This window comes from Microbacterium sp. 20-116, from assembly GCF_041079415.1.
Taxonomy (GTDB): Bacteria; Actinomycetota; Actinomycetes; order Actinomycetales; family Microbacteriaceae; genus Microbacterium.
Window position 1 is genome coordinate 15,144 of record NZ_JBFYGP010000001.1, and the last position, 25,618, is coordinate 40,761.

The 25,618-nt window shown below is 69.1% G+C and carries 21 protein-coding genes; 10 read left to right on the top strand and 11 right to left on the bottom strand.

What is annotated here, in order from left to right; genetic code table 11:
- The 9 genes from uvrC (at nt 1) to AB6V29_RS00105 (ending at nt 8,575) form a co-directional block, all read left to right on the top strand.
- Entirely contained in the window at nt 1–1,944 is a 1,944-nt protein-coding gene (gene uvrC / locus AB6V29_RS00065) for an excinuclease ABC subunit UvrC (RefSeq protein ID WP_267787472.1), read from the top strand.
- 31 nt (nt 1,945–1,975) lie between these two features.
- Nucleotides 1,976–2,857, top strand: coding sequence for an RNase adapter RapZ (gene rapZ / locus AB6V29_RS00070; protein ID WP_369356350.1), 882 nt, complete (start codon nt 1,976–1,978; stop codon nt 2,855–2,857).
- 39 nt (nt 2,858–2,896) lie between these two features.
- Nucleotides 2,897–3,874 carry a DNA-binding protein WhiA gene (whiA, locus tag AB6V29_RS00075; RefSeq protein WP_267787470.1) on the top strand — a complete coding sequence of 326 codons (978 nt, stop codon included), beginning with the start codon at nt 2,897–2,899 and terminating at the stop codon, nt 3,872–3,874.
- A gap of 243 nt (nt 3,875–4,117) precedes the next feature.
- Nucleotides 4,118–4,744, top strand: a complete 627-nt coding sequence (locus AB6V29_RS00080) for a superoxide dismutase (RefSeq protein ID WP_058233117.1) — start codon at nt 4,118–4,120, stop codon at nt 4,742–4,744.
- A gap of 103 nt (nt 4,745–4,847) precedes the next feature.
- The gene (gap, locus tag AB6V29_RS00085; RefSeq protein WP_094734144.1) at nt 4,848–5,858 is read left to right on the top strand and encodes a type I glyceraldehyde-3-phosphate dehydrogenase; all 1,011 of its coding nucleotides are present in this window, start codon (nt 4,848–4,850) and stop codon (nt 5,856–5,858) included.
- 6 nt (nt 5,859–5,864) lie between these two features.
- Nucleotides 5,865–7,079, top strand: a complete 1,215-nt coding sequence (pgk, locus tag AB6V29_RS00090) for a phosphoglycerate kinase (RefSeq protein WP_369356352.1) — start codon at nt 5,865–5,867, stop codon at nt 7,077–7,079.
- The gene (tpiA, locus tag AB6V29_RS00095; RefSeq protein ID WP_210076656.1) at nt 7,070–7,858 is read left to right on the top strand and encodes a triose-phosphate isomerase; all 789 of its coding nucleotides are present in this window, start codon (nt 7,070–7,072) and stop codon (nt 7,856–7,858) included. The genes pgk and tpiA overlap by 10 nt, the downstream gene beginning before the upstream one ends.
- A gap of 112 nt (nt 7,859–7,970) precedes the next feature.
- Nucleotides 7,971–8,219 carry a preprotein translocase subunit SecG gene (gene secG / locus AB6V29_RS00100; protein WP_056232190.1) on the top strand — a complete coding sequence of 83 codons (249 nt, stop codon included), beginning with the start codon at nt 7,971–7,973 and terminating at the stop codon, nt 8,217–8,219.
- Between the two features lie 2 nt (nt 8,220–8,221).
- Entirely contained in the window at nt 8,222–8,575 is a 354-nt protein-coding gene (locus AB6V29_RS00105; protein WP_055955187.1) for an RNA polymerase-binding protein RbpA, read from the top strand.
- A 70-nt stretch (nt 8,576–8,645) separates the two neighbouring features.
- On the opposite strand, the gene AB6V29_RS00110 is transcribed toward AB6V29_RS00105, so the two are convergent.
- The 5 genes from AB6V29_RS00110 to AB6V29_RS00130 all read right to left on the bottom strand — a co-directional run bounded on the left by AB6V29_RS00110 (nt 8,646) and on the right by AB6V29_RS00130 (nt 15,133).
- The gene (locus AB6V29_RS00110; RefSeq protein ID WP_369356355.1) at nt 8,646–9,356 is read right to left on the bottom strand and encodes a hypothetical protein; all 711 of its coding nucleotides are present in this window, start codon (nt 9,354–9,356) and stop codon (nt 8,646–8,648) included.
- 35 nt (nt 9,357–9,391) lie between these two features.
- Nucleotides 9,392–10,843, bottom strand: coding sequence for a polysaccharide deacetylase family protein (locus AB6V29_RS00115; RefSeq protein ID WP_369356356.1), 1,452 nt, complete (start codon nt 10,841–10,843; stop codon nt 9,392–9,394).
- Nucleotides 10,844–10,926: 83 nt separating this feature from the next.
- The gene (gene glmS, locus AB6V29_RS00120; RefSeq protein ID WP_369356357.1) at nt 10,927–12,741 is read right to left on the bottom strand and encodes a glutamine--fructose-6-phosphate transaminase (isomerizing); all 1,815 of its coding nucleotides are present in this window, start codon (nt 12,739–12,741) and stop codon (nt 10,927–10,929) included.
- Nucleotides 12,741–13,805: an NAD-dependent epimerase/dehydratase family protein gene (locus AB6V29_RS00125; RefSeq protein WP_369356359.1), complete on the bottom strand. Its 1,065-nt coding sequence runs from the start codon at nt 13,803–13,805 to the stop codon at nt 12,741–12,743. Before AB6V29_RS00125 ends, glmS begins: the two co-directional genes overlap by 1 nt.
- Nucleotides 13,802–15,133, bottom strand: coding sequence for a nucleotide sugar dehydrogenase (locus tag AB6V29_RS00130; RefSeq protein ID WP_369356361.1), 1,332 nt, complete (start codon nt 15,131–15,133; stop codon nt 13,802–13,804). Before AB6V29_RS00130 ends, AB6V29_RS00125 begins: the two co-directional genes overlap by 4 nt.
- Before the next feature lie 289 nt (nt 15,134–15,422).
- Between AB6V29_RS00130 and AB6V29_RS00135 the strand changes: the two genes are divergently transcribed.
- The gene (locus AB6V29_RS00135) at nt 15,423–16,703 is read left to right on the top strand and encodes a glycosyltransferase family 2 protein (protein WP_369356363.1); all 1,281 of its coding nucleotides are present in this window, start codon (nt 15,423–15,425) and stop codon (nt 16,701–16,703) included.
- 114 nt (nt 16,704–16,817) lie between these two features.
- On the opposite strand, the gene AB6V29_RS00140 is transcribed toward AB6V29_RS00135, so the two are convergent.
- The 6 genes from AB6V29_RS00140 to tal form a co-directional block, all read right to left on the bottom strand.
- Nucleotides 16,818–19,343: a LuxR C-terminal-related transcriptional regulator gene (locus AB6V29_RS00140; protein WP_369356364.1), complete on the bottom strand. Its 2,526-nt coding sequence runs from the start codon at nt 19,341–19,343 to the stop codon at nt 16,818–16,820.
- Between the two features lie 230 nt (nt 19,344–19,573).
- Nucleotides 19,574–20,365 carry a 6-phosphogluconolactonase gene (gene pgl / locus AB6V29_RS00145; RefSeq protein WP_267787462.1) on the bottom strand — a complete coding sequence of 264 codons (792 nt, stop codon included), beginning with the start codon at nt 20,363–20,365 and terminating at the stop codon, nt 19,574–19,576.
- Entirely contained in the window at nt 20,362–21,309 is a 948-nt protein-coding gene (locus AB6V29_RS00150) for a glucose-6-phosphate dehydrogenase assembly protein OpcA (RefSeq protein WP_267787461.1), read from the bottom strand. The genes pgl and AB6V29_RS00150 overlap by 4 nt, the downstream gene beginning before the upstream one ends.
- Nucleotides 21,306–22,856: a glucose-6-phosphate dehydrogenase gene (gene zwf, locus AB6V29_RS00155; RefSeq protein ID WP_210076639.1), complete on the bottom strand. Its 1,551-nt coding sequence runs from the start codon at nt 22,854–22,856 to the stop codon at nt 21,306–21,308. The genes AB6V29_RS00150 and zwf overlap by 4 nt, the downstream gene beginning before the upstream one ends.
- Before the next feature lie 2 nt (nt 22,857–22,858).
- The gene (locus tag AB6V29_RS00160) at nt 22,859–24,484 is read right to left on the bottom strand and encodes a glucose-6-phosphate isomerase (protein ID WP_307316475.1); all 1,626 of its coding nucleotides are present in this window, start codon (nt 24,482–24,484) and stop codon (nt 22,859–22,861) included.
- Nucleotides 24,481–25,602 (bottom strand): transaldolase, encoded by a 1,122-nt coding sequence (gene tal, locus AB6V29_RS00165; protein WP_267787459.1) that lies wholly within the window; start codon nt 25,600–25,602, stop codon nt 24,481–24,483. Before tal ends, AB6V29_RS00160 begins: the two co-directional genes overlap by 4 nt.
- Nucleotides 25,603–25,618 lie beyond the last annotated feature (16 nt).

Below are 25,618 nucleotides of genomic sequence, written 5' to 3' on the forward strand. Positions count from 1 at the left end.
GTGGCCCCGAGAGAACGGGTCTCGCACCTGTCGTACCGCCCGAAAGCCGGTGAGATCCCCACCAACCCGGGGGTCTACCGGTTCCGGGATGCCGAGGGGCGCGTGCTGTACGTCGGCAAGGCGAAAAACCTGCGCGCGCGACTATCGAACTACTTCGCTCCCTTGCATTCGCTCCACGAGCGCACGCGTCGCATGGTGACCACGGCGGCGAGCGTCGAGTGGACGGTGGTCCCGAGCGATATCGACTCCTTGCAGCTGGAGTTCATGTGGATCAAGGAGTTCGATCCGCCCTTCAACGTCCGCTATCGCGACGACAAGTCCTACCCGTTCATGGCGATCACCCTCGCCGACGAGGCCCCGCGCGTCATCGTCACGCGCAACCACAAGATCCGCGGGGCGAAGTACTTCGGTCCGTATCCGAAGGTGTGGGCCGTGCACGACACGATCGACCTGATGATCAAGGTCTTCCCGATCCGCACGTGCAGCGACTCCTCGTACAAGAAAGCCATGGCATCCGGTCGCCCCTGTTTCCCGGGGCAGATCGGTCGTTGCGGCGGCCCGTGCTCGATGAAGGTGACGATCGAAGAGCACCGCGCCGTCGTCGACGACTTCATCGCGTTCATGTCCGGCGGCGATCAGCGTTTCACGCGCGAGCTCACCGCCCGCATGAAAGAGGCCTCGGCCGCGATGGACTACGAATCCGCCGCGCACTACCGCGATCGCCTCCAGGCCATCGACGCGGTGCTCGGAAAGAGCGCGCTCGTCCTCGCATCGGATACGGATGCCGATCTCTTCGGCATCGCGGAAGACGAACTCGCCGCGACCGTGCAGCACTTCGTCGTCCGCGGCGGACGCGTGCGCGGCGTGCGCGCGACGACCATCGAGAAGGAGATCGACATCTCCGGAGCCGATCTCGTCGACCAGGTGCTCCAGCGAACGTACGGAGACGCCGACGCCGGCGACATCCCGCGCCAGGTGCTCGTCCCCGAGCTCCCCGACGACGCCGAGCAGCTCGAGGACTGGCTGCGCGAGCGACGCGGCCGACCGGTGACCCTGCAGATCGCCCAACGCGGTCGCAAGGCCGATCTGCTCAAGACGGCGACCCTGAACGCGCAACAGGCGCTGATGCTCCACAAGACCCGCCGCACCAGCGATTACGTCGCCCGGTCGCAGGCTCTCACCGATATCCAGGAAGCGCTCGGCCTGACCGAGGCTCCGCTGCGCATCGAATGCTTCGACATCTCCCACCTCTCGGGCACCAACGTCGTGGCATCCATGGTCGTCTTCGAAGACGGTCTCCCACGCAAGGACCAGTACCGCTCCTTCGGCGTCGCCGAGACGACGGACGACACCGACTCGATGTACCAGGTGCTCAGCCGGCGCCTCGCGTACCTCGACCGCCCCGACGAGATCGAACCCGAAACGATCGACGGCGCGATCGTGGCCGCCCCTGACTCCGAAGAGGCCACGGCCGACGGCGAGGTCGTGACCGCGCGAAAGCGTCCGCGTTTCGCCTACCGGCCCCAGCTGCTCGTGGTCGACGGCGGTCAGCCGCAGGTCGCCGCCGCAGCGCGTGCCCTCGCCGATGCGGGGCACGAGGAGATCGCGTTGTGCGGCATCGCCAAGCGTCTGGAGGAGGTCTGGCTGCCGGGGGAGGAGTACCCGGTCATCCTGCCTCGCACCTCGGAGGCGTTGTACCTGCTGCAGCGCCTGCGCGACGAGGCCCACCGGTTCGCGATCGTGCATCAGCGCAAGCGCCGGAAACGAGACATCACGAGCGTGCTCGCGGAGGTGCCGGGTCTCGGCGACACCCGCATCAAGGCGCTTCTGCGGCACTTCGGTTCGGTCTCGGCGCTCAAGAACGCCACCGCGGAGGAGATCACGGCGCTGCCGGGCATCGGCCCGACCCTGGCCGCGGCCATCCACGCGCATCTTGCTGGGTAGGCTGGGACCACACGACGGGAGGCGATCGCCCATGGAACCGGCACGCAACGACGAGCCAGGAGAGGTGCTGATCGTCACCGGCATGTCGGGTGCCGGGCGATCCACGGTCGCCAACGCCCTCGAAGACCTCGACTGGTACGTGGTCGACAACCTCCCGCCGCGCATGCTGCGCCCTCTGCTCGAGCTCACCGAGCTCGCCGGCGGAGCCGTTCCGCGGGTGGCAGTGGTGGTGGATGTGCGCGGCCGGTCGCTCTTCAGCGACCTGCCCGAGGCGATGCGGACCCTGCAGGCGAACCGTCAGGTGCGGGTGGTGTTCCTGGATGCCAGTGACGCGGCGCTCGTGAGGCGGTTCGAAGCCGTGCGCCGACCGCACCCTCTGCAGCATGACGGCACGATCCTCGATGGGATCCATCGCGAGCGCGAGCGACTGGCCCCCGTGCGCGAGGCGGCCGACGTCGTGATCGACACCTCGGCGTTGAACGTGCACCAACTGTCCCTGCGGACGGTGTCGCTCTTCGGCGACGAGGGAGCAGCGCGGCACACCGTCACGCTCATGAGCTTCGGCTTCAAGTACGGTCTGCCGCCCGACGTCGATCTCGTGGCCGACATGCGGTTCCTGCCGAATCCGTTCTGGAACGACGACCTGAGAGCCCTCACCGGCGAAGACCCCCGCGTGCGGGAATACGTGCTGGCTCAAGAGGGCGCATCGGAGTTCCTCGACGCCTACGCGGCGGCGCTGCGCCCCGTGATGGAGGGGTATCAGCGCGAGAACAAGCGGCATTCCGTCGTGGCGGTGGGCTGCACGGGCGGTAAACACCGTTCGGTGGTGATGGCCCGTGAGTTGGCTGCACGTCTGTCCGATGTGCCCGGGGTGGCCGTCCGCGTGGCTCACCGCGACCTCGGTCGCGAGTAGGCTGTACCGTCGTCCCCGCCGCCCCACCCGAGGAGAACCGTGCCGCTGACCGCCGACGTGAAGGCCGAACTCATCACCGTTCGCGACCCGCGCCCGACCGCGCGCGTCGCCGAGCTGACGGCCCTCCTGCGCTTCTCCGGTGGCTTGCACTCCATCGCCAACCGCGTCGCGGTGGAGGCCGAGCTCGACTCCGACATCCTCGCGCGTCGCGTGGCCCGGGACCTCATGGAGCTCTACGGCGTGCGCCCCGAGCTGCACCACGTGCAGGGCTCGGGAGGACGCGCGGGCGGCCTCTACGCCGTGCGTGTGATCGAGGCCGGTGAGACCCTGGCCCGTCAGACCGGTCTCCTCGACCAGCGTCGTCGCCCGGTGCGCGGGCTGCCGAACAAGCTCACCACCGGCTCGCGACCCGATCTCAGCGCCATCTGGCGCGGGGCCTTCCTCGCGGCTGGTTCCCTCAGCGACCCGGGCCGATCAGCGGCCCTCGAGATCTCGTGCCCCTCGTCCGAGGCGGCCATGGCCCTCGTGGGCGCGGGCCACCGCATCGGCATCCCCGCCAAGGCCCGCGAGGTTCGAGGTGTCCCGCGCGTCGTCGTGCGCGACGGCGAAGCGATCCGCGGAGCCCTCTACGAGATGGGCGCTCGTCGCACCGCAGGGGAGTGGGATCAGATGCGTCAGCGCCGCGAGGTGCGCGCGGGCGTCAACCGCCTCGTGAACTTCGACGACGCTAATCTCCGCCGCTCGGCGCAGGCTGCCGTCGCCGCGTGCGCCCGTGTGGAGCGCGCGCTCGAGATCCTCGGCGACGAGGTGCCGGCTCATCTGCAGCAGGCGGGTGAGCTGCGTCTCGCCCACCGGGACGCGAGCCTCGACGAGCTCGGCCACCACGCCGATCCGCCCCTCACCAAGGACGCCGTCGCCGGCCGCATCCGCCGCCTTCTCGCGATGGCTGACAAGAAGGCCGAGGTCGAGGGCATTCCCGGCACCGAAGCCGCTGTGCCGGTCGGCGCCGAGGGCTGAGCCCGCAGAGCGCTGTCGCAGGCGACCGGTTCCTTCGCGTCGGCCGCGATGCGCGGGTCACCGGCATCCCGAACAGCGTCGTCCGACGCGCCCGGGCGCCTATCTTCCGTCATTCGGGGAAGCAACCCCGGTGCGCCGTGGTTACCCCTCAGTAGGATGAAATCGTCACCCTCGCTGCTCGGTTCCTCGGCACGTCGTTTCGGCGCAGAGGTCTCGGCGGCGCCCGATTCGGAAGTTGAGATCATGGCGAAGTACACGCTGCCCGAACTGCCCTACGACTACTCGGCGCTGGAGCCGCACATCAGTGCGACCATCATGGAGCTGCACCACAGCAAGCACCACCAGACCTACGTCAACGGCGCCAACACCACTCTCGACCTCCTCGCCGAAGCGCGCGAGAAGGGCGATTTCGCCAACATCAACCGCCTGCAGAAGGACCTCGCCTTCAACCTCGGCGGTCACACGAACCACTCGATCTTCTGGACCAACCTCTCGCCCAACGGGGGCGACAAGCCCACCGGCGACCTCGAATCCGCGATCGACGACCAGTTCGGTTCGTTCGACGCGTTCCGCGCGCAGTTCACCGCTGCGGCCCTCGGTGTGCAGGGCTCGGGCTGGGCGGGTCTGTTCTGGGACTCGATCGGTGAGAACCTCGTCATCCAGCAGTTCTTCGACCAGCAGGGCCAGATCGTGGCGGGGACCGTTCCGATCCTCCTGCTCGACGTCTGGGAGCACGCCTACTACCTCGACTACAAGAACGTCCGCGCGGACTACGTGAAGGCCTTCTGGAACATCGCCAATTGGGACGACGCTCAGAAGCGCTTCGCTGCTGCCCGAGAGAAGACCGCGGGTCTGCTGGTACTGTCGTAAACGGTGTGGCGTCCCGGTGGGACACCCCACCGGGACGCCGTTGTCCGCCAGCGAACACCGCAATCACGCGCCTATCGCGCACAACTGATTCAGGAGATATTCCGTGACCGTCAAGATCGGAATCAACGGCTTCGGCCGTATCGGACGCAACTACCTCCGCGCGGCTCTCGCGCAGGGTGCCGACCTCGAAATCGTGGCGGTGAACGACCTCACCGACAACAAGTCGCTGGCGCACCTCCTCAAGTACGACTCCGTCGGCGGCGTGCTGACCGAGGACGTCTCGTACACCGCAGACTCCATCACCGTCGGAGACAAGACCATCAAGGTCTTCGAAGAGCGCGACCCCGCCAACCTCCCCTGGGGCGAGCTCGGCGTCGACATCGTCATCGAGTCCACCGGTCGCTTCACCAAGGCCGAAGACGCCAAGAAGCACATCACCGGCGGTGCCAAGAAGGTTCTCATCTCGGCTCCCGCAACGGGCGACGACGCGACCATCGTCATGGGCGTCAACGAAGAGACCTACAACCCCGAGACCGACGTCATCATCTCGAACGCGTCGTGCACCACGAACTGCCTGGCGCCCCTCGCCCAGGTGTTCAACGAGGCCTTCGGTATCGAGCGCGGTTTCATGATGACCGCTCACGCCTACACGGCCGACCAGAACCTGCAGGACGGCCCGCACAGCGACCTTCGTCGTGCACGCGGCGCGGCCATCAACATCGTCCCCGCCTCGACCGGTGCCGCCAAGGCCATCGGCCTGGTCCTGCCCGAGCTGAACGGCAAGCTCAGCGGCTCGTCGTACCGCGTTCCGGTTCCCACCGGTTCGATCGTCGACCTCACGATCGTCACGCCCACCGAGGGTCTGACGGTCGACCAGGTCAACGAGGTCTACAAGAAGGCTGCTGCCGAGGGTCGCCTGAACGGCATCCTCCAGTACACCGAAGACCCGATCGTCTCGAGCGACATCCAGGGCAACCCGCACTCCTCGATCTTCGACGCGGAGCTGACCAACGTCAGCGGCAACCTCGTCAAGGTCTCGTCGTGGTACGACAACGAGTGGGGCTACTCCAACCGTCTCGTCGACCTGACCGAGTACGTCGCCGAGCGCCTGTAACCCTTCATGGCTCTGCGCACCCTCGATTCGCTGGGGTCGCTGGCCGGCACGCGCGTCATCGTCCGTTGTGATCTCAACGCTCCTCTCAAGGACGGGATCATCACGGACGATGGCCGCGTGCGCGCGTCGCTGCCGACCCTCAACGCACTGATCAACGCCGGCGCGCGTGTGGTCGTGTGCTCGCACCTCGGCCGCCCCGACGGGGCACCCGATCCGAAGTTCTCTCTGGAGCCCGTCGCGCAGCGTCTGTCCGAGCTGCTCGGTCAGCCGGTCGCGTTCGCGCGCGACACGGTGGGTGAATCCGCTCAGGATGCCGTCTCCTCGCTGGAGAACGGCGAGGTCGCCGTCATCGAGAACCTCCGCTTCAACGCCGGCGAGACCTCCAAGGACGAGGCCGAGCGCCAGGCCTTCGCGCGGGAGCTCGCCCGTCTCGGCGACGCTCTCGTGTCGGACGGTTTCGGTGTCGTGCATCGCAAGCAGGCGAGCGTCTACGACCTCGCCCAGCTGGTGCCCTCCGCCGCGGGCCTTCTGATCCAGAAGGAGCTCGAGGTCCTCGACCGTCTCACCGAGAACCCGGAGCGTCCCTACACGGTCGTGCTCGGCGGCTCGAAGGTCAGCGACAAGCTCGGCGTGATCGAGCACCTGCTCCCTCGCGTGGACAAGCTCCTCGTCGGCGGCGGCATGATGTTCACTTTCCTCGTCGCCGAGGGCCACAAGGTCGGCTCGAGCCTGCTCGAGAAGGACCAGATCGACACCGTCAAGGGCTACCTCGCCACGGCGAAGGAGCGCGGCGTCGAGATCGTGCTCCCCGTCGACGCGGTCGTCGCCGCGTCCTTCTCGGCGGATGCCGAACACGTGGTCGCCGACGCCGACTCCCTCGAGAACACCGCTTTCGGTGCCTCGGGGCTCGGTCTCGACATCGGGCCCCGCACGGCGGAGATCTTTGCCGACGCCATCCGCGGCTCGCGCACCGTCTTCTGGAACGGCCCGATGGGCGTGTTCGAGATGAAGGCGTTCGAAGCCGGAACGAAGACCGTCGCCCAGGCGCTCACCGAGGTCGACGGCCTCAGCGTCGTCGGCGGCGGCGACTCCGCCGCGGCCGTGCGTCAGCTCGGTTTCACGGACGACGCCTTCGGCCACATCTCCACCGGTGGCGGCGCGAGCCTGGAATTCCTCGAAGGCAAGAAGCTCCCCGGACTGGAGGTCCTCGGATGGCAGTGACCAGAACCCCTCTCATCGCCGGCAACTGGAAGATGAACCTCGACCACCTGCAGGCGGTCGCGTTCGTCCAGAAGCTGCATTGGACGCTGAAGGAGGCCAAGCACGAGACCGGAAGCGTCGAGGTCGCGGTCTTCCCGCCGTTCACTGACCTGCGCACCGTGCAGACGTTGCTCGACGCCGACAAGATCGACTTCGCCCTCGGCGGTCAGGACCTGTCCGCGCATGACTCCGGTGCGTACACGGGCGAGATCTCGGGCCAGTTCCTGGCCAAGCTCGACGCGAAGTACGTGATCATCGGGCACTCCGAGCGTCGTCAGTTCCACAACGAGACCGACGAGGTCGTCGCAGCGAAGACCCAGGCGGCCCTCCGCCACGGCCTCGCTCCGGTGATCTGCGTCGGTGAGACCTCGGAGGACCTCGAGAAGTTCGGCGCGAGCGCCGTTCCCGTCGGTCAGCTCGAGGTCGCCCTCGAAGGTGTCGCGGCGGATGCCGACATCGTCGTGGCGTACGAGCCGGTGTGGGCCATCGGCTCCGGTCAGGCGGCGACGCCCGACCAGGCCCAGGAGGTCTGCGCCAAGCTCCGCGCGGTCGTGGCCGACAAGCTCGGCGCCGATGCGGCCGCTCGCACCCGTGTGCTGTACGGCGGCTCGGTGAAGTCCGGCAACATCGCCGGCTTCATGCGCGAGCCCGACGTGGACGGCGCCCTGGTGGGCGGTGCGAGCCTCGTCGTCGATGAGTTCGCCGCCATCGTCCGGTTCCAGAAGCACGTCGGCGTCTGACGCTGACCGGATGCCCGCGGCGTTACGCCGCGGGCATCCGTGCGTCTGGGACGCGTCCCCGTATACTTGACGCTTGTGCGGTCGAACCGATCGCTACGAAAGGCTTTCGACTGTGCAGATTCTCGAGTTCGTCCTGCAGGTGCTCCTGGGTATCACCAGCCTCCTGTTGACCCTGCTCATCCTGCTCCACAAGGGTCGCGGCGGCGGTCTGTCCGACATGTTCGGCGGCGGGATGAGTTCCGCCCTCGGTTCGTCGGGCCTGGCCGAGCGCAACCTCAACCGTTTCACGATCGTGCTCGCGCTGGTGTGGTTCGTCACCATCGTCGGTCTCGGTCTGCTGACCAAGTTCGCGGAGATCTGATCATGGCCACTGGAGGCAATGCCATCCGCGGCTCGCGTGTCGGCGCGGGCCCCATGGGCGAACAGGATCACGGCTTCCACGCCGACCGCGTCGCCGTGTCGTATTGGGATGCGCTCGGCAACGAGACGGTGCGCTACTTCGCCGCGGGTATTCCCGACGACGAGATCCCCGAGACCATCGACTCCCCGCACTCCGGTCTTCCCGCCGGTCGCGACAAGGCCAACCCGCCGGCCCTGGCCAAGGCGGAGCCCTACAAGACGCACCTCGCGTACGTGAAGGAGCGCCGCAGCGACGAAGAAGCCGCCTCGCTGCTCGACGACGCGCTGCAGCAGCTGCGCGAGCGTCGCGGACAGTAAGTCCCCGAGCGCGCACGGCACGAGGGCCGGATGCCATGGCATCCGGCCCTTCTGCATGTGCGCGGTCCGCTCAGCGGACGGGGGAGTCCGTCACGATCGTCGTCCAGGGGCCGGAGGGGACGTTCTCCTCGTCGACGAAGGACCAGTCGACGCGGTCGTCTTGGCCGTTCAGGTCGCTGAAGCCCAGGCAGCCGTTGAGAGCCGGGGATACGTCGAGCCCGGCGCCGTTGTAGCGCGCGTTGGCGGGGCGCTGGTCGTCGGAGCCGAAGACGTACGCGGCGTCGTGGTACTCGCCGGGGCCGGCGTCTTCGATCTGGCCGTAGCAGATGCGTCCGTCTTTGCGGAGGACGACCCAGCGGTTCTTCATGAGGCTCGCGGAGCGCTCGTCGACGACGGCCGCGTAGGCGGGCTCGCTCGCCCAGGGGATGACCTCTCCCCGCGTGGCGAAGGCCGTGTCGTCATTGACGTCATCGAAGGGAAGATCGAGGTAGAACGGGTTCTCGCGGGGTGTCATCGCGGTGGGGAAGTAGCCCGATCCGGGGGTGCGGGGCTCGGTCCGGCAGTCGTCGCCGACGACGATCCCGTCGCAGCCGCCGTACGAGCCCAGCCAGTCGGAGTCGTAGGTCGAGATGCGCTGAGTGCCGTCGGAGGTGTTCGGATCGAACACCTCGCCGACCCAGAACGTGGTGGCGACGACGTCGGTGTGCCACGGATACCCCGTGTCGGGGCGAGGAGCCGCGTGCGGGGCGCACGCCGACAGGCCGACGGCGGCAACCACCACGAGGGTGATCGCCGCCGTCGGCCGCAACGCTCGCGTCACTCGCTGATGTCGCTTTCGGTGGGGTGGACCTTCTCCACCGGTCCCTGAGGGGGTGTCGCGGTCATCGGGGCGAACGAGGGAGCGGTCACGGTGGCGGGAGTCAGGGGCGGGGCACCGGCGCTGTCGTAGAGCTGCAGGTCGTCGGCTCGGAGGGTGCCGTTGCCGAAGATCGTCAGCGCGAAGCTGATGCCGTTGTACCCGGCCGGGATGGCCGCGGTCGTCCAGTCGGCCTGCGTCCAGTCCGACGCCGAGCCGAACCAGGGGCTGGAGGTCCAGTACGACCACGAGCCGCTCGTGGAACGGAGATAGACGGCGAACTGCGTCACTCCGCTCGACTGATACCACTCGCGAAGCGTGTACGACGTGCCGGGCGTCACGGTGGGGGAGCACTGCCCGAGGTCGAACTGCGGCAGCAACTTGGCGTCTCCGTCGACGTAGTTCGACATCGCGATAGCGCTCGAGATGTTGCCCGTATGGGCGGGAGACCCCGTGCTGAAGGCGGGTGAGTTGTCGCCGTATCCGCCCCTCATCCAGCAGTCGGGGGCACCGGTCTCCATGCTCGGGTTGACGATGCCGTTGGCGGACCCTGTCACCGCGGGCACCGACGGGCCGTCGACCACCGGCTTGGTGGCGCCGCCGATGACCTCGCCGACGGTCTTGACCACCGTGCCGGCCGACTGGCGGGTCTTCAGCCACGCGGTGAACTGTCCGAAGAGCGACGTGGTCACCGCGAGGTCGCTGCAGGCGTCGTCGCAGATGTCGTGGAAGGTGTACGGCACCCAACCACCGCCGTTCTTCTCGGCGTTGGTGACCCCGGCCTTGAGATCGTCGAGCGTCCAGGTGGCGTCGACTTGATCGAGGGCTTTCAGTGCGTACTTGTCGGCGGGTCGGGTGGACTCCGCGTAGGCGCATTCGGGGCACCCGAAGCGGCTGCGGATGTCGCCGAGAAGTCGTGCGCTGTTGTATCCGCAGTTGGCCACCGCCTTCTCGACCGCGGCGTCAGCGGATGCGAACGGGTACGCGAAGCTGCGGACCGCGAACCCCCACGACGTGAGGTTCTTGCGGTCGGTGCAGATCTGCCGGGTGGCCTCGTCGATGCTCACCTGCGCGAGGTCGGGGTGGTTGACGGTGTGGCCGCCGAGCTCATGGCCCGCATTCTTCAGGTTCGTCAGATCGGTTCGGGTCATGTGCCCCGCGGCGCCGATGAAGCCGGAGTTGACGTAGAACGTCCCCTTCATGCCGTTGGCCTGCAGGGAGGGGAGAGCATTGAGCTGGTCGGAGTTGGCGTCGTCGAAAGTGAGGCTGACGATCGTCCGGGTCGCGGCCTGCGCCGGCGCCGATGCCGGGGGCGAGGTGGCGATGAGCCCGCCCGTTCCCACGGCGACGGCGGCGAGCACCGCCAGGGCCCGAATCCGTCGCCGCTCGGGGGCGGCGTGTCGTTGGATCATGGGGGAGTCCTTTCGGGTGAGAGGGGCCGTCCGTCGACGCACCGGGGCGTCGTCGGACGCGCGTTCGTCGGGGGCGCGATCGGTCATGAGACCGTCACCGACTTGGCGAGATTGCGCGGCTTGTCGACGTCGCGACGCAGCCGCAGCGCGAGCTCTCGCGCGAACATCTGCAGGGGTACCACCGTTTCGAGCGGCCCCCACGAGGGACCGGTCCGCGGCAGGTGCATGGGCAGACCGCCGACGTTCAGCACCCTCTCACCGACGCGCAGCACGCGCCCCCCGCGGGCGAGGATCTCGGCGATGTCGACGTCGAGTCGAGGATCGCCGTTGTCGACGACGAACACGGGGGTGCCGGTGTCCACCAGGGCGAGAGGGCCATGTTTGAGCTCTCCCGCCGGTTGGTGCTCGGCCCAGCGATACGACAGCTCCTTGAGCTTGAGGGCGCCCTCGGCCGCATAGACGAGGCCGGAGCCCCTCCCCAGGAAGAGGAAGCCGGGCGCGTCGACCAACTCGCCGGCCATCTTCGCGGCCGGCTCCCGCCAGGTGTCCAGCGCCGCCGAGAGCGCGTCGGGGGTCGCGGCCATCGCCCGCAGGTCGCTCTCGAACGCGATCGCGTCGGTTCGCGCCGACACGGAGAGCCCCGATAGGGCGAGGCAGGCCCCCGTGAGCACCTGCGCGATGAAGGTCTTCGTCGCCGCAACGCCGATCTCGGGGCCGGCGAGGCAGTCCAGTGTGGCGTCGGCGCGTCGCGCGAGCGTCGAGGAGGGATTGTTCGTCAGTGCCAGCACCGTGGCGACACCCTCGGGCAGCCCGTCGAGGGCCCTCAACACGTCGGCCGTCTCCCCGGACTGACTGAGCGCGATTACGAGGGTCCGCGGCTCCCAGACCTCGTGCGCCGCCTCGCTCGCGACGAGGGTCCGGGTGGGAAGACCGCCCAGACGCGAGAAGACCTGCGCGACGGCCCGCCCCGCGTGCAGCGAGGTCCCGCAACCGAGGACGGTGACGCGGTCGATCTCGTCGAGCGGGGCCAGGCCCATCCCGCGCCAGAGCAGCCCGTCGGCGATACCCGGGGTGAGCACCTCCAGCACCCGGCGAGCCACAGCGGGCTGCTCGTCTATCTCGTTGCCCATGTGGTCGCGGTGGCGCCCCTTGCTGGCGAGATAGGCCGTCTGGGGCACCGGCCACAGCCCCCGCGGACGGCAGCTGCCGCCGGAACGGTGCCAGCGCATCCCCTCGGCATCGACCTCGACGACGTCGTCGTCCTCCAGCACGCGGAACGCCTCCACCACGGGTGTGATCGCGCCGACGTCGCTCGCGAAGTACACTCCCTCCTCACCCTCTGCGAAGATGAGGGGAGAGCCGTGCGCGGTGCCCGCGAGGGCTCCCGTGCGCGCGTCGAGGGCGACGACAGCCCAGGACCCCGCGAGGTGCCGGGCCGCGTCGGCGAGGGCGTCACCGAGACCTACCCCCGGGCGCAGGGCCTGCTCGACGAGGTGCACGATCACCTCGGTGTCCACGTCGGTGGCGAAGCGGTGTCCGCCGGCGACGAGATGCGCGCGCAGCAGATCGGCGTTGTCGATGATCCCGTTGTGCACCACGAAGAGCCGGCCGCTGCAGTCCTCGATCGGATGGGCATTGCGTCGGCTCACCTCCCCGTGCGTGGCCCAGCGCGTATGGCCGATCGCCGCGGTCGTGGCATCCGTCCCCGACTCATCCGAATGCACCGCGTCGGTCAGGGAGGCCACGCCGTCGAGCGTGCGCACGTGCAGCGTCGTGCCATCGAAGTGCCGGGCGGCGATGCCCGCGGAATCGTAGCCCCGATACTCCAGGCGTTCGAGGGCGCTTCGCGCGCACGATGCGGCTGAGGATGGTCCGCGGTAGGCGGTGATCCCGCACATCAGAGAACCCCCCGAAAGGAGCCGGCACCGGCCAACGGCATGGCATCCGAACCGAGTCGTTCGCGCGAGAGCAGATCGGCGGCGACGCGCATGATGGTCGAGGTCAGCGAGGTCTGCGGCTCGTAGCCCACGAGGTCGTGCGCTTTGGTGTTGTCGGGCACACGGCGGCGCATGTCCTCGAACCCCGGCGCATACGCCTGCTCGTAGGGAACCAGCTGGATCGTGCTGCGACTGTCCAGGGTGCGGATGATCTCCTCCGCCAGCGCCGAGATCGAGATCTCGCGAGCGCCGCCGAGGTTGTAGGCCTGGCCGCGGGCGCGCGGATCTCTCTCGATGGCGACCATCGCGGGAACCACGTCTTCGACCGCCGAGAAGCATCGCGTCTGCTGCCCGTCGCCGAAGACGGTGAGCGGCTGGCCGCGCAGGGCTTGGCCCACGAGATTCGGCAGCACCATGCCGTAGCGTCCGGTCTGGCGGGGGCCGACGGTGTTGAACAGGCGCACGATCGAGACGTCCAGGCCCTCCTGGTCGCAGTACGCTTTCGCGAACGCCTCGTCGATCCCCTTCGCCCCGGCGTACGTCCAGCGTGAGAGCAGCGGGTCGCCGAGCACGCGATCGGAGTCCTCGCGTAGGCGGTCGGCGGTGTTCTTGCCGTACACCTCGCTCGTCGACACCATCAGCACCGAGGCCTGCTGCTCGATGGCGGCGGTCAGCACGTTCTCGGTGCCGTGGATGTTGATGCGCAGTCCCCTCAGCGGCTGCTCGACGATGAGCTTGACCCCCACCGCCGCGGCCAGGTGGAACACGCGGTCGCAGCCCCGCATCGCCGAGCCCACCGTCTTGGTGTTGAGGACCGAGCCGTGGATCATCTCGAGGCGCGGGTTGTCGGCGACGCCCGCGAGGTTGCGGGCTGAGCCGGTGGAGAGATCGTCGAGGACGACGACCTCGTCGCCGAGAGCGAGCAGATGCTCGACGAGGTGGCTCCCGATGAAGCCGGCGCCGCCGGTGACCAGCGTGCGCGTGTGCGAGTGCGCGGAGCCCGGATAGACCGGCACGCCGCTCACAGGAGCACCCGCCCCGCGATGTCGGCGCTGCGGTAGGTGCCGTCGACGACCACGGCTTCGCCGTCGAGCCAGCCGAGGTCGCTGTCATGGTGGCGCGTGTGCACGAGCACGACGTCGGGATGGAAGTCCGCGGGGTCGGCGAGCGAGTCGCGTTCCCGCCCCGAGTCGAGGTGGATGTGCGGTGCGTGCGTGTCGACGTACTGCACTTCTGCGCCGGCGTCGATGAGGTGGTCGATGATCTCCAGGGCGGGAGACTCGCGGAGATCGGCGACGTCGGGCTTGTAGGTGACGCCGACGATGAGGATGCGGGCGCCGAGGGTTCCCTTGCCCGCGCGACCCAGGACGTCGCGGATGCGGTCGACGACCCGGAGGGGGCGGGCGGCGATGCGGGTCATCGCCTCGGTGATCACGCCGGCGTCGACGTGGAGGGCCTTGAGCTGCCACAGCAGGTAGTGCGGGTCGCACGGGATGCAGTGGCCCCCGACCCCCGGGCCCGGGTAGAACGCCATGAATCCGTAGGGCTTGGTGCTCGCGGCCTCGATGACCTCGGTGATACGCACGTCGAGAGCACCGCAGATGTCGGCGAATTCGTTGGCCAGGGCGATGTTGACGGCGCGAAAGGTGTTCTCGAGCAGCTTCGTCATCTCGGCGGTGGCCAGGCTCGACACCCGGTGCACCCGCGCGGCGTAACGGGCGAGGAGCCGAGCGCCCTCCTCTTCGCATTGCGGGGTGGCTCCACCGACGACGCGGGGGACGATCTCTTGGGCGAACCCGATGTTGCCGGGGTCGATGCGCTCGGCGCTGAAGGTCACGAACACGTCGCGGCCGACCTGCATCCCACGCTCCCGAAGCGGCATCTCGACCAGATCGTGTGTGCACCCGACGTAGGTGGTCGAGGTGAGCATGACGAGCTGCCCGGGCCGGACGGCGGCGACGACGGTGGCGCACGCCGCCCGGAGCGCGGTGAGATCCGGTACCTGCTGATGATCCACGGGCGTCGGCACGCACACGACGATCGCGGCGGCGCGACTGAGCTCCGAGGGGTCGCTGGTGAGCCGGAATCCGGCGGGTGCGCGCAGGGCCGTCTCGAGACGTTCCCGATCGGGTCCGATCAGGTCGGCGCCTCGAGCGGCGATGGTGCGCAGGCGCTGGGTGGAGACATCGAGGGCGATCACTCGGGAGCCGCTGGCGTGGTAGGCGAGCGCCGTCGGGAGCCCCACGTATCCCAGCCCCACGATGGCGACGTCGAAGTCGAACGTCCGCGTCGGGATGGGAGCAGAGGGCGGCGGCGTGGTGACCACGTCGGCCCGGATGTCGAGAGTGGACATGTTCATCCTCCAAGGCAGGGTCCGAGGGGACGGCTCGGGGGAGATGAGGCGCCCCCTCGGAGGAATTCGGGTGATGGGACGGCGTCCGTCGGGTATCGACGCTGCTCCGGGAATCACACTGGGGCGCGGCTCCGGCGACGGTCAAGATCGCCGGCCGCATCATGCGGGTTGCCGCCGACCGCACCGCGGAGTGCGGGAAACCGCACGTCGCTGTGCGGGCGGTTGCGGTCGTCCTCGGTCTCGGCACGGCGTACCGTCGGCACGAACGCCTCACCCGAAGAGGAGTGCCATGACCCCCGCCGCCGTCGCCATCGTCGCCGTGTGCACGATCGGCGTGTCGACCCTGGTGTGGGGGCTCGCCGCGATCTGCCGCCTGCTGGCCGAGGGTCGGCAGGAGCACGCCCTGCTCTCGCCGTCGATGTACTACCGCCGAGACGAGGTGGCCGTGTTGATCGCGGCGCACAACGAGGAGCTCGTCATCGCCGACGCCGTCGCGGCCGCGTGCCGCCTGGTGCCCGCGCGCAACGTGTTCGTGGTGTCCGACGGTTCGAGCGATGCGACGGTGGAGCGCGCGCGTACCGAGGGGGCGACCGCGTGGGACCTCACGCCCAACCGTGGGAAGGCCGGTGCCATCCGCGCGGGGCTCGAGCGATTCGGCATCCCGTCGCGCTTCCCCCTCCTTCTGCTGCTCGACGCCGACTCCCGGCCCCGGCCGGACTACCTTCAGACGGCTCTGCCCCTGTTCACCGATGACGGTGTGGTCGCCGTGGCCGGGTGCGCCACGACCGCAGCCGACGCACCGACCACCCGCATGGGACGCTTCCTCACGGCCTATCGTGAGCGCACCTACGTCTGCACGCAGTACCTGCACAAGTTCGGTCAAGCCGCCCGCGCCGCGGACGTCGTGGCGATCGTGCCGGGGTTTGCGAGTCTGTACCGCACCGACGTGCTCGACCGTATCGACATCGACGCTCCGGGCCTGTCGATCGAGGACTTCAACATGACGTTCGAGGTGCACGCGAAGCGGCTCGGACGCATCGCCTTCCATCCCGAGTGCGCGATCGCCGAGACGCAGGATCCGGCCGTCTTCCGCGACTACACAGCTCAGGTGCGGCGGTGGAGCCTGGGGTTCTGGCAGACGGTACGTCGCCACGGTGTGCGGCCGGGGCTCTTCTCGGCGACGGTCGGCGTCTTCGCGCTCGAGACCGTGGTGTCCAGCGTCGTGCTGACAGCCATCCTGCCCGTCCTGCTCGTGACAACGGCGGCGCTGGTGACAGCCCCCCTGCTCTCGGGCGAGACGGGGCAGGTGTCGGCATGGGTGTCGGCCGCGTTCCCGGTGGGGCCCATCGCGCTGGGATTTTTCGTCGTGGATGCCGTGATGACGGCGTTCGCGTGCGCGATCTCACGTGTGCGTCCCCGCGCGTGGATGCTGCTGTTCCCCCTCATGCGCGTCTGGGACGCGATGCAGTGCTTGCGCGCACTCGGGGCGGCCCTGGGGCGTCCCTCGGACGGCCGGTGGCGCAGCCCCGATCGGCGCGCGATACGGCCCGCCCGGCAATCTGTGGCGTGAGCGGCGCGGGGTTCCCCCTCGTCTTCCCCTGTCGTCGAAGGGGCCGCGTACCCCGTCGCGCGAGCCGCGTTTCCTCGCCTCGCGCGGGGCCGTGAGTGTTCGGCTGCCCTCTCGTCAGCTCGCGGCGTTGTGCAGCGTGGCGATGAGGTGGGCCCGCGAACTGACCCCGAGCTTGCGGTAGATCCCGGTGAGCCGCAGCTCGACGGTGCGGAGGGAGAGGAAGAGGGATGCCGCGATCTCGCGGTTGCGCAGGCCCTTCTCGACCAGAGCGACGACATCGCGCTCTTGGGCGGTGAGGGACCGATTGCGCGTCTCGGCGCGGGGCACGGGGCGTAGGAGGACGCGTTCGTGGACGGTGACGCAGCGCTCGCGAGCGCGCGCGAGACGGCGGCGCTCGAGCGGCGCATCGTCGGTGCGGTAGATCGCCTCGGCCTCGCGGAACGCACCGACGGCGTCGCGATCCGAGGCGCAGATCGCTCGCGACCGCGCGAGGGCCAGCGTCGTCCAGCGGCGCGGGGAACGTTGGGCCGCGCGTTCGAGCCCGTGCAGCTCCTGCTGGGCCTGCGCCGGCCGTCCGCTGAGCCAGAGCGCCTCGATCAGGTCGGCGTCGGCGCGCAGCAGAGCCGGGTCGTCGGCTTCGACCGCGTCCCGCCCGGCTTGCAGCGATACGACGGCGTCGTCATAGCGGCCCTCTGCCAGGGCCGTCTGCCCCTCGATCACGGCGAACCACGGAAGAAGAGTCGGGGTCCCTGCTCTCCGGCACAGTTCGCGTCCCTGCCGCACCAGAGCGCCGGCCTGCGGGTCGAGCGGGTCGAGAGCCGCGGCCGAGGCCAGCACGAGAATCGTCGCGACGTCGACGGTGCGACCGTCGACCCATTCCCGCCGCCACGCGGCGACGGCCTCGTGTGCTCCGAGGGGGTCGCCTCCGCGAACCTCGTTCGTGACGAGCAGGCACAAGAGGTGGTCGCGCCAGATCGGCGCCAAGCGGGGGGTACGCTCAAGCAGCCCTCGGATCCGGCGGCGCACCGCGGCGTACTCCTCGCGCATGACTCCGGCTCTCAACTGAAGCAACTCCAGCTCGATCGGCAGCTCGGCGTCCGCCGACGCCGTGGCGACGCCGGTGTCGATCGTCAGGTCCGAGAGGGTGTCGGTCCCCAGCTCTTCCAGCAATCTCGCCACCAGAGCGGTCTCGGTCGTGGCGACACCGCGCTCGATCGCCGTGGCGATCAGCTCCCGGGCTCGCTCGAGTTCGCCGTGCCAGAGATGCAGGAGGGCGCTTTCGCACAGGACGTGCTCGGCGGTGCGGCCGTCGTCGGCATCGACCGCGACGGCGATAGCGGCCTCGTCGATCATGTGCTCGATCGCCGCCGTGGCGCGAAGCCGAGCGAGAGCCGCCCGAGCGCGAAGATCCGGCTGGGCCGCGTGCCCGGCTCGGTTCAGGTAGTGCCGCCCCTGCACGTCTTGACCGTGCAGCACCAAGGCCTCGCCGAGGTCGATGAGGTGGCGGCAGCGCACCTCGGGAGAGATCGCGCCGGCCAGCGCTCTCTCCGCGAACTCGATCGCCTCGGGGTGATCGCCGCCGCGGGCGAGCTCGACGGCCGCGACGAGCAGTCCCTCGCGGTCCGCCTCGGGCTGGATGAAGCTGGTGTGCCACAGGTAGGTGGCCGGGTGTGCGCTCTCGTGCTCCTGCGCCGCTCGGACATGGAGTCGACGACGTTCTTCCGTCGACAGCGCCGCGTGGTGGCTCAGCCGGCGGGCAGGGTCGCCGATGCGGGCCAGCTCGTCGTGCACCGAGACGAGACCGTCGTCGATGAGCGCCTCGAGGTCGACGCCGCGCTCCTCGGCGACGAGTTCCAACCTGTCATAGCTGAAGACGGGGCCGACCGCCAGCAGATCGAGCAGCGAGGTCACTCGCGGGTCATCGGCGGTACGCCCTTCCCTGCGACGACGTGCGCGGTCGTCTGCCAGGCGCAGGGGGAGGGGAAGGGGCTGGTCGCCGGCGGCCTCTCGAGGCGTCAGCCGCACACGGACGATCGTGCCCGGGTGGCCCGCCGTGAACTCCGCGATCGTGTAGAGGACGGCCGCGGCGGTGCTCGATCCGAGGACCGACCGGGCGAGGTCGACGGACTCGTCGAACGACAGCCGCCGGATCCGCGTATGCGCCATACCCGTGAAGTCGTGGCGGCCGCCGGACTCGCGGGCGGTGGCGAGGACGGTGAGTCCCGTCCCGTGCAGGCGGGCGAACACGAAGGACAGCACGACGATGCTCGCATTGTCCATCTCATCGAGGTCGTCGATGACGAGGACGGCGGGTTCGTCGTGGACCAGATGCAGAGTCCGGTTCAGCTCCTCGGCGAACAGGTGCTCCGGCCAGTCGCGACCTCGAGCCAGCAGACCGTCGATGGCGGCTCCCCGTGCGCCGCCGAGAGCCGCGGCAGCGGCCGACAGCCCCGAGTACGGCCACATGCGCTCACTCGGGCTCGCCGACACGACGACCGTCTCGTGCCGCTCGGCGATAGCCCACGCGAGGCGCGTCTTGCCGATTCCGGGCTCTCCGAACAACAATCTCGCCGAGCCGTTGTGCGCCGCGACGTCTTTGTCTGTGACCTGCTTTTCTCGGTCTCGACCGAAAAATGGCATCCGAACGCTCCCTGCTGCGTCGGCCGCTCGTCGCTGATCGACCCTTGCGGATCGAGCCCCGTCGAGTGGTCAAGGATGCCCCCCACGAGAAGAGTAAGACCGCGATGGGTCGAAGACAATGGGCGGGGACCCCGGCAGGCTTACGAGTGCGTAACGACCGAGACCGGATGCCGTGTGGCATCCGGTCTCGATAGGCGCGACGCAGGCGGCAGCGCTCGTTCTCGCGAGTCTCAGTACTCGCGGTCGATGAGCTGCGGCGGAACCTGGTCGGCCGCGACCTCGTCGACGAAGAACGCCGTGCGGCGGCGTCCCTTGGCTCCGGCCGCCGGCACGCTCTGATAGCTGGCGCCGGCGAGGGCGAGGCCCAGAGCAGCGGCCTTGTCGGCACCCGCCACGACCATCCACACGCGCTTGGACGAATTGATCACCGGTCGCGTCAGCGACACACGCTCGCTCGGCGGCTTGGGGGAGTTGCGCACCGGCACGGTGGCTCGATCGACCACCGAGATCTCGGGGCGATCCGGAAACAGCGAGGCGATGTGCGCGTCGGGACCGACACCGAGGAAGCAGATGTCGAACGCGGGCCACGGACCGGTTTCGCTGCGATCGGACGGCGCGAATTGCGCCAGCTCGTCGGCGTAGGCGATGGCCGCCGCATCGAGGTCGAGTCCGTCTTCGCTCGAGGCCACGGTGTGGATGTTCTCGGCCGGGATGTCGAGGTGGTCCAGGAACGCCTCGCGCGCCTGCTTCTCGTTGCGATCGTCGGAGTCGCGCGGAACGAACCGCTCGTCGCCGAACCAGAAGTGCACCAGCGACCAGTCGATCTGCCCGATGCGCTCGTCGCGCGCGGCCGTGCGCAGCACCGCTCCGCCCATCGTCCCGCCGGTCAGGCACACGTGCATGCGCTTGCCCTCGGCGACGCGCTTGACGATGCGGTTCACGAAACGGGTGGCGACGTAGGATGCCAGGGTCTCGGCATCCGGCTTGATGATGACCTGTTTGGCCGAGCCGTTGTCGGTCATGACGCGTTCCGCTCGCTCGCTGCGAGCAGAAGGTCGTGCCCCTCGGTGATGACGCGACCGTAGAGCAGGTCGGGGTCGAGGCGGCGGAGCTCCTCGGCGAGGCACTCGCGGAGCGTGCGCCGGGGGAATGCCAGGTCGTGCGTGGGCTGACCCGGCTGGGTCAGCACCGCGACACCGGACTCCGGGCGCTCGAGAAGGGTGTCGCCGCTTGCCCGCGTCAGACGGACCGACTTGATGCCGCTCGACCACTCGTCCGCGGGCAGGTACGCGTAGTCGACGGGGGCTTCGAGCTTCATTCCCAGCCACGCCGCCAGCAGGGCGGTGGAGGGGGAGTCGGCGGCGCCGCGGACCTCGATCGCGGTGACCGGCTCGTAGGGCGGCTGGTCGAGGACCGCGGCCAACTGCTCGCGCCAGCGCGTCACGCGGGTCCATGCGAAGTCGGTGTCGCCGGGGGCGTAGTGCTCGCCGAGGTGCGCGACCCACGCGGCGGGATCCGCCTGAGAGGACGCGTCGGTGATGCGACGCTGGGCGATGCGACCGATCGCGGAATGCGATGGATCGTCGGGAGCGTCGGCTGGCCACCACGCGACGACCGGCGCGTCGGGGAGCAGCAGACCGGTCACGAGACTCTCGGCGTTGGAGCCCGCGGCGCCGTGGGCACGGAGCACCACGACCTCGCTCGCCCCGGCGTCGCCGCCCACGCGGATCTGCGCGTCGAGACGCGGCTCGACATCGCCGTCGCCGAACAGGACGGCGATGACGCGCATCGGGTGCTCGCGCGACGCGTCGTTCGCGGCCTCGATGACCTCTTCTTCGGCACCGTGGTGCGTGACGATGATGAGCGTCAGCACGCGGCCGAGGGCCACGGCGCCGCCCTCTTCGCGCACGCTCACGAGCTTCTTCGAGATGGCGCTGACAGTGGTGTCGGGAAGATCGATGATCACGGGCGTCTCCAGGTGCGGCCGTCGCGGGCGAGGAGTTCGTCGGCGGAAGCCGGACCCCACGAACCGGGCGAATACTGTTCGAGCGGACCGCCCTGGGCGGCCCAGAACTCCTCGATCGGGTCGAGGATCTTCCAGCTGAGCTCCACCTCTTCGTGACGGGGGAACAGCGGCGGGTCTCCGAGCAGCACGTCGAGGATGAGGCGCTCGTAGGCCTCGGGGCTCGCCTCGGTGAAAGCGTGCCCGTAGCCGAAGTCCATCGTGACGTCGCGCACCTGGGTGCCGTCGCCGGGGACCTTCGAGCCGAAACGGATCGTCACACCCTCGTCGGGCTGAACACGGATGACGAGGGCGTTCTGCCCCAGCTCCTGCGTCTGGCTCTGCGAGAACAGCTGCTGCGGCGCGCGCTTGAACACGACGGCAACCTCGGTCACGCGGCGGCCCAGGCGTTTGCCGCTGCGGACGTAGAAGGGCACGCCCGACCAGCGGCGCGTGTTGATCTCGAGCTTGATCGCCGCGTACGTCTCGGTGACCGACTCGGGATTCATGCCGTCTTCCTCGAGGAAGCCGAGCACCTGCTCCCCGCCCTGCCACCCGCCGGCGTACTGACCGCGAGCGGTGGCCTCGGCGAGGTTCTCGGGCACGCGGACCGCGGCGAGCACCTTCTCCTTCTCGGCACGCAGATCCGCGGCGTTGAAGCTGATGGGCTCTTCCATCGCGGTGAGGGCCAGGAGCTGGAGCAGGTGGTTTTGGATGACGTCACGGGCTGCACCGATGCCGTCGTAGTAGCCGGCTCGGCCGCCGACACCGATGTCCTCCGCCATGGTGATCTGCACGTGATCGACGTAGTTGCGATTCCAGATCGGCTCGTACAGCTCGTTGGCGAAACGCAGCGCGAGGATGTTCTGCACCGTCTCTTTGCCGAGGTAGTGGTCGATGCGGAAGATCGAGTCGGCGGGGAAGGCGCTCTCGACGACCTCGTTCAGCTCGCGAGCGGAAGCGAGATCGTGGCCGAACGGCTTCTCGATGACCACGCGACGCCACCCGTTGACGCCGTCGGACTCGTCTCCGACGAGCCCCGATGCCTTGAGCTGGGTGGTCACCAGCGGGAAGGCCTTCGGCGGGATCGAGAGGTAGTAGGCGTGGTTGCCCATCGTGCCGCGCTCGGTGTCGAGCTTGTCGACCGTCGCACGCAGGCGCTGGAAGGCTTCGGGGTCGTCGAACTCGCCCTGGACGAAGCGGATGCCCTCGAGGAGTTCTTTCCACGTCTCCTCGCGGAACTCCGTGCGGGCGTACTTCTTGACCGACTCGTAGACGACCTTCGCGAAGTCCTGGTCCTCCCAGTCGCGGCGTGCGAACCCCACGAGCGCGAAGCCCGGGGGCAACAGCCCGCGGTTGGCGAGGTCGTAGACCGCCGGCATGAGTTTCTTGCGCGAGAGGTCGCCGGTGACGCCGAAGATCACGAGGGCGCTGGGCCCCGCAATTCGGCTCAAGCGACGATCCTCGGGATCGCGCAACGGATTGTGACCCGGAGTGATCTCTACGACCATGCTTACTGTGCCGCCTCGAAGAGTGAGAGGACCTCGACCTGCGGGTCGGTCAGCGTCAGCGTGACGACGGGACGGCCGTGGCCCTCCGCCAACACACTCGCGTCTCCCGCGGCCTGTGCCTGGATGAGTTGTCCGAACGTGAACGGTCGACCGGGGATTTCGAGGTCGACATCGGTGCGTTCGAGGATCTGCAGGAAGACGCCGGTCGCGGGTCCTCCCTTGTGGTACTGCCCGGTGGAGTGCAGGAACCGCGGTCCCCACCCGAACGTCGTGGGGCGACCGGAATCGGCGGCCACGAGTTCGCGCAGTCCCGCAAGCTGGGCGAGGTCGAGTCGGTTCACGTACGCCTGAACGCTCACGTAGCCGTCCGCGGGTACCGTCTGCCACAGCGCCGCGAGCACACCGGCGACCGTTCCGCTGGCCGCCAGGGCCGGGTCGGAGACGCGCACCTCTACTCCGCCATCGACGAAGGCCGGGGCGGTGGGGGCGGGTTGCGCGTCGAGCAGACCGCGCGTCGCGGTCTTGGCCGACTCGACGTCGGGCTGATCGAAGGGGTCGATCCCGAGCAGCCGACCGGCGATCGCGGTGGCGTACTCCCACACGACGAACTGCGCGCCGAGCGAACCGCTCATGAGCACTTCGCCGGTGTGCCGCTCGAACAGGTGGAACGCCTCGGCGTCGTCGACGAATCGCACGACCTGGAGGTCGTCGGGTTTCGTCTCGAGCTCGGGCGACACGGGGAGCAGGACGACGGGCAGGATGCCGGTGCCGTTCTTACCCGTCGACTCGGCCACCAGCTGCTCGATCCAATCGGGGAGGCCGATGATGTGGCTGCCGTCGGTGACCAGTCCGAGCTTGTCGCGGCGCAGGTCGCCGCCTCCGGCGATGGCTGCCGCCAGCACGAGTGCCGGGTTCTCGGGCGAGTCGATCGCGACCTCGAGCAACGTGGCATCCGCCTCGTCGAGGAGATCCTCGATGTCGACGCCCGCGAGGCCCGTGGGGACGAGTCCAAACGCCGTCAGTGCCGAGTAGCGCCCACCCACGGTGGGGTCGGCGGTGAAGACGCGGTAGCCGTCGGCGCGAGCCGACTGCTCGAGCGGGGAGCCGGGGTCGGTGACCACCACGATGCGACCGGTGGGGTCGATGCCGAGATCGCGGAAGGCGGCCTCGAAGGCGCGCTTGGCGGAATCGGTCTCGATCGTGGAGCCCGACTTGCTCGAGACCACCAGCACGGTCTTCTCGAGGCCACCGGACTCGGCATCGCCGTCGATCGCAGCCAGCACCTGGCCCGGAGCGGTCGAGTCGAGGATGACGAGAGGTACGCCCGCTGACTGCGCGATGACCTCGGGGGCGAGCGAGGATCCGCCCATCCCCGCCAGGACGACACGGGTCACGCCCTGCGCGACGAGCTCGTCGCGCAGGGCCGTGATCTCGGGCACGAGCGGGCGCGAGACGGAGACCGCCCGCACCCACCCGAGCCGACGCGAGGCCTCGTCCTCCGCGGCGGCGCCCCACAGGGAGGCGTCGCCCGCGGTGATGCCCGACGCGATGAGCGAGCCCGTCAGGCCCGGCAACTCCGCGTCGACGACCGACTTGACGTGGCCGGTGACCTTGACGGCGAGAGTCACTGCGCGGCCTGGGCGCTTCCGGCCTGCAGTGCGGTCTTCACGGTGTCCTGCAGCTCGTGCCAGGAGGCGATGAACTTCTCGACGCCCTCGTCCTCGAGCACCTGGGTGGCGTCGGTGACGTCGACGCCTGCCGCGGCGAGGCGGTCGAAGACCTCGTGCGCGTCGGAGTACGCGCCGGTGACGGTGTCGCCGGTGATGACGCCGTGGTCGAACGTGGCCTCGAGCGTCTTCTCGGGCATCGTGTTCACGGTGCCGGGGGCGACGAGCTCGGTCACGTAGAGCGTGTCGGGCAGAGCCGGGTCCTTGACCCCGGTCGAGGCCCACAGCGGACGCTGCACCGTGGCACCGGCATCCAGGAGCTCCTTGGCGCGGGGCTCGGCGAACTTCTTCTCGAAGAGCTCGTAGGCCAGGCGCGCGTTGGCGATGCCGGCCTTGCCCTTGAGGTCGGCGGCCTCGTCGGTGCCGATCGCGGCGAGACGCTTGTCGATCTCGGTGTCGACCCGCGAGACGAAGAACGACGCGACGGACTGCAGGTTCGCGATGTCGTGACCGGCGTCGCGCGCCTTCTCGACGCCCGCGAGGTACGCGTCGATGACCTCTTCGTAGCGCTCGAGGCTGAAGATGAGCGTGACGTTGACCGAGATGCCGGCGCCGATGACCTCGGTGATGGCGGGCAGGCCGGCCTTGGTCGCGGGGATCTTGATGAGGACGTTCTTGCGGTCGACGCGGGCCGAGAGGTCCTTCGCCTGAGCGACGGTGCCCTCGGTGTCGTGCGCGAGGTCGGGGGAGACCTCGATCGAGACGCGACCATCGACGCCGTTGGTGGCCTCGAAGACCGGGAGGAAGATGTCGCACGCGTCGCGCACGTCGTCGGTGGTGATCGAGAAGATCGCCTCGTCGACGCTGGCGCCCTGGGCGGCGAGCTCTTTGACCTGGCCCTCGTACGCCTCGCCCTTCGACAGCGCGCCGGCGAAGATCGTCGGGTTGGTGGTGACGCCCGAGACGTCGCGCTTCTCGATGAGCTCGGCGAGGTTGCCGGACTGGATGCGCTGACGCGACAGGTCGTCGAGCCAGATGCTGACGCCTGCGGCGGAGAGATCTGCGGTGGGAGTGCTCATTGTTCTGGTTCTCCTC

Bases quoted from the DNA above. Each gene is read 5' to 3' on its own strand.
- AB6V29_RS00115 (WP_369356356.1), bottom strand. From the start codon at position 10,843: ATGATCCAACGACACGCCGCCCCCGAGCGGCGACGGATTCGGGCCCTG.
- AB6V29_RS00140 (WP_369356364.1), bottom strand. From the start codon at position 19,343: ATGCCATTTTTCGGTCGAGACCGAGAAAAGCAGGTCACAGACAAAGAC.
- AB6V29_RS00105 (WP_055955187.1), top strand. From the start codon at position 8,222: ATGGCCACTGGAGGCAATGCCATCCGCGGCTCGCGTGTCGGCGCGGGC.
- tpiA (WP_210076656.1), top strand. From the start codon at position 7,070: ATGGCAGTGACCAGAACCCCTCTCATCGCCGGCAACTGGAAGATGAAC.
- pgl (WP_267787462.1), bottom strand. From the start codon at position 20,365: ATGACCGACAACGGCTCGGCCAAACAGGTCATCATCAAGCCGGATGCC.
- AB6V29_RS00135 (WP_369356363.1), top strand. From the start codon at position 15,423: ATGACCCCCGCCGCCGTCGCCATCGTCGCCGTGTGCACGATCGGCGTG.
- zwf (WP_210076639.1), bottom strand. From the start codon at position 22,856: ATGGTCGTAGAGATCACTCCGGGTCACAATCCGTTGCGCGATCCCGAG.
- AB6V29_RS00130 (WP_369356361.1), bottom strand. From the start codon at position 15,133: ATGTCCACTCTCGACATCCGGGCCGACGTGGTCACCACGCCGCCGCCC.
- glmS (WP_369356357.1), bottom strand. From the start codon at position 12,741: ATGTGCGGGATCACCGCCTACCGCGGACCATCCTCAGCCGCATCGTGC.
- AB6V29_RS00080 (WP_058233117.1), top strand. From the start codon at position 4,118: ATGGCGAAGTACACGCTGCCCGAACTGCCCTACGACTACTCGGCGCTG.
- pgk (WP_369356352.1), top strand. From the start codon at position 5,865: ATGGCTCTGCGCACCCTCGATTCGCTGGGGTCGCTGGCCGGCACGCGC.
- tal (WP_267787459.1), bottom strand. From the start codon at position 25,602: ATGAGCACTCCCACCGCAGATCTCTCCGCCGCAGGCGTCAGCATCTGG.
- rapZ (WP_369356350.1), top strand. From the start codon at position 1,976: ATGGAACCGGCACGCAACGACGAGCCAGGAGAGGTGCTGATCGTCACC.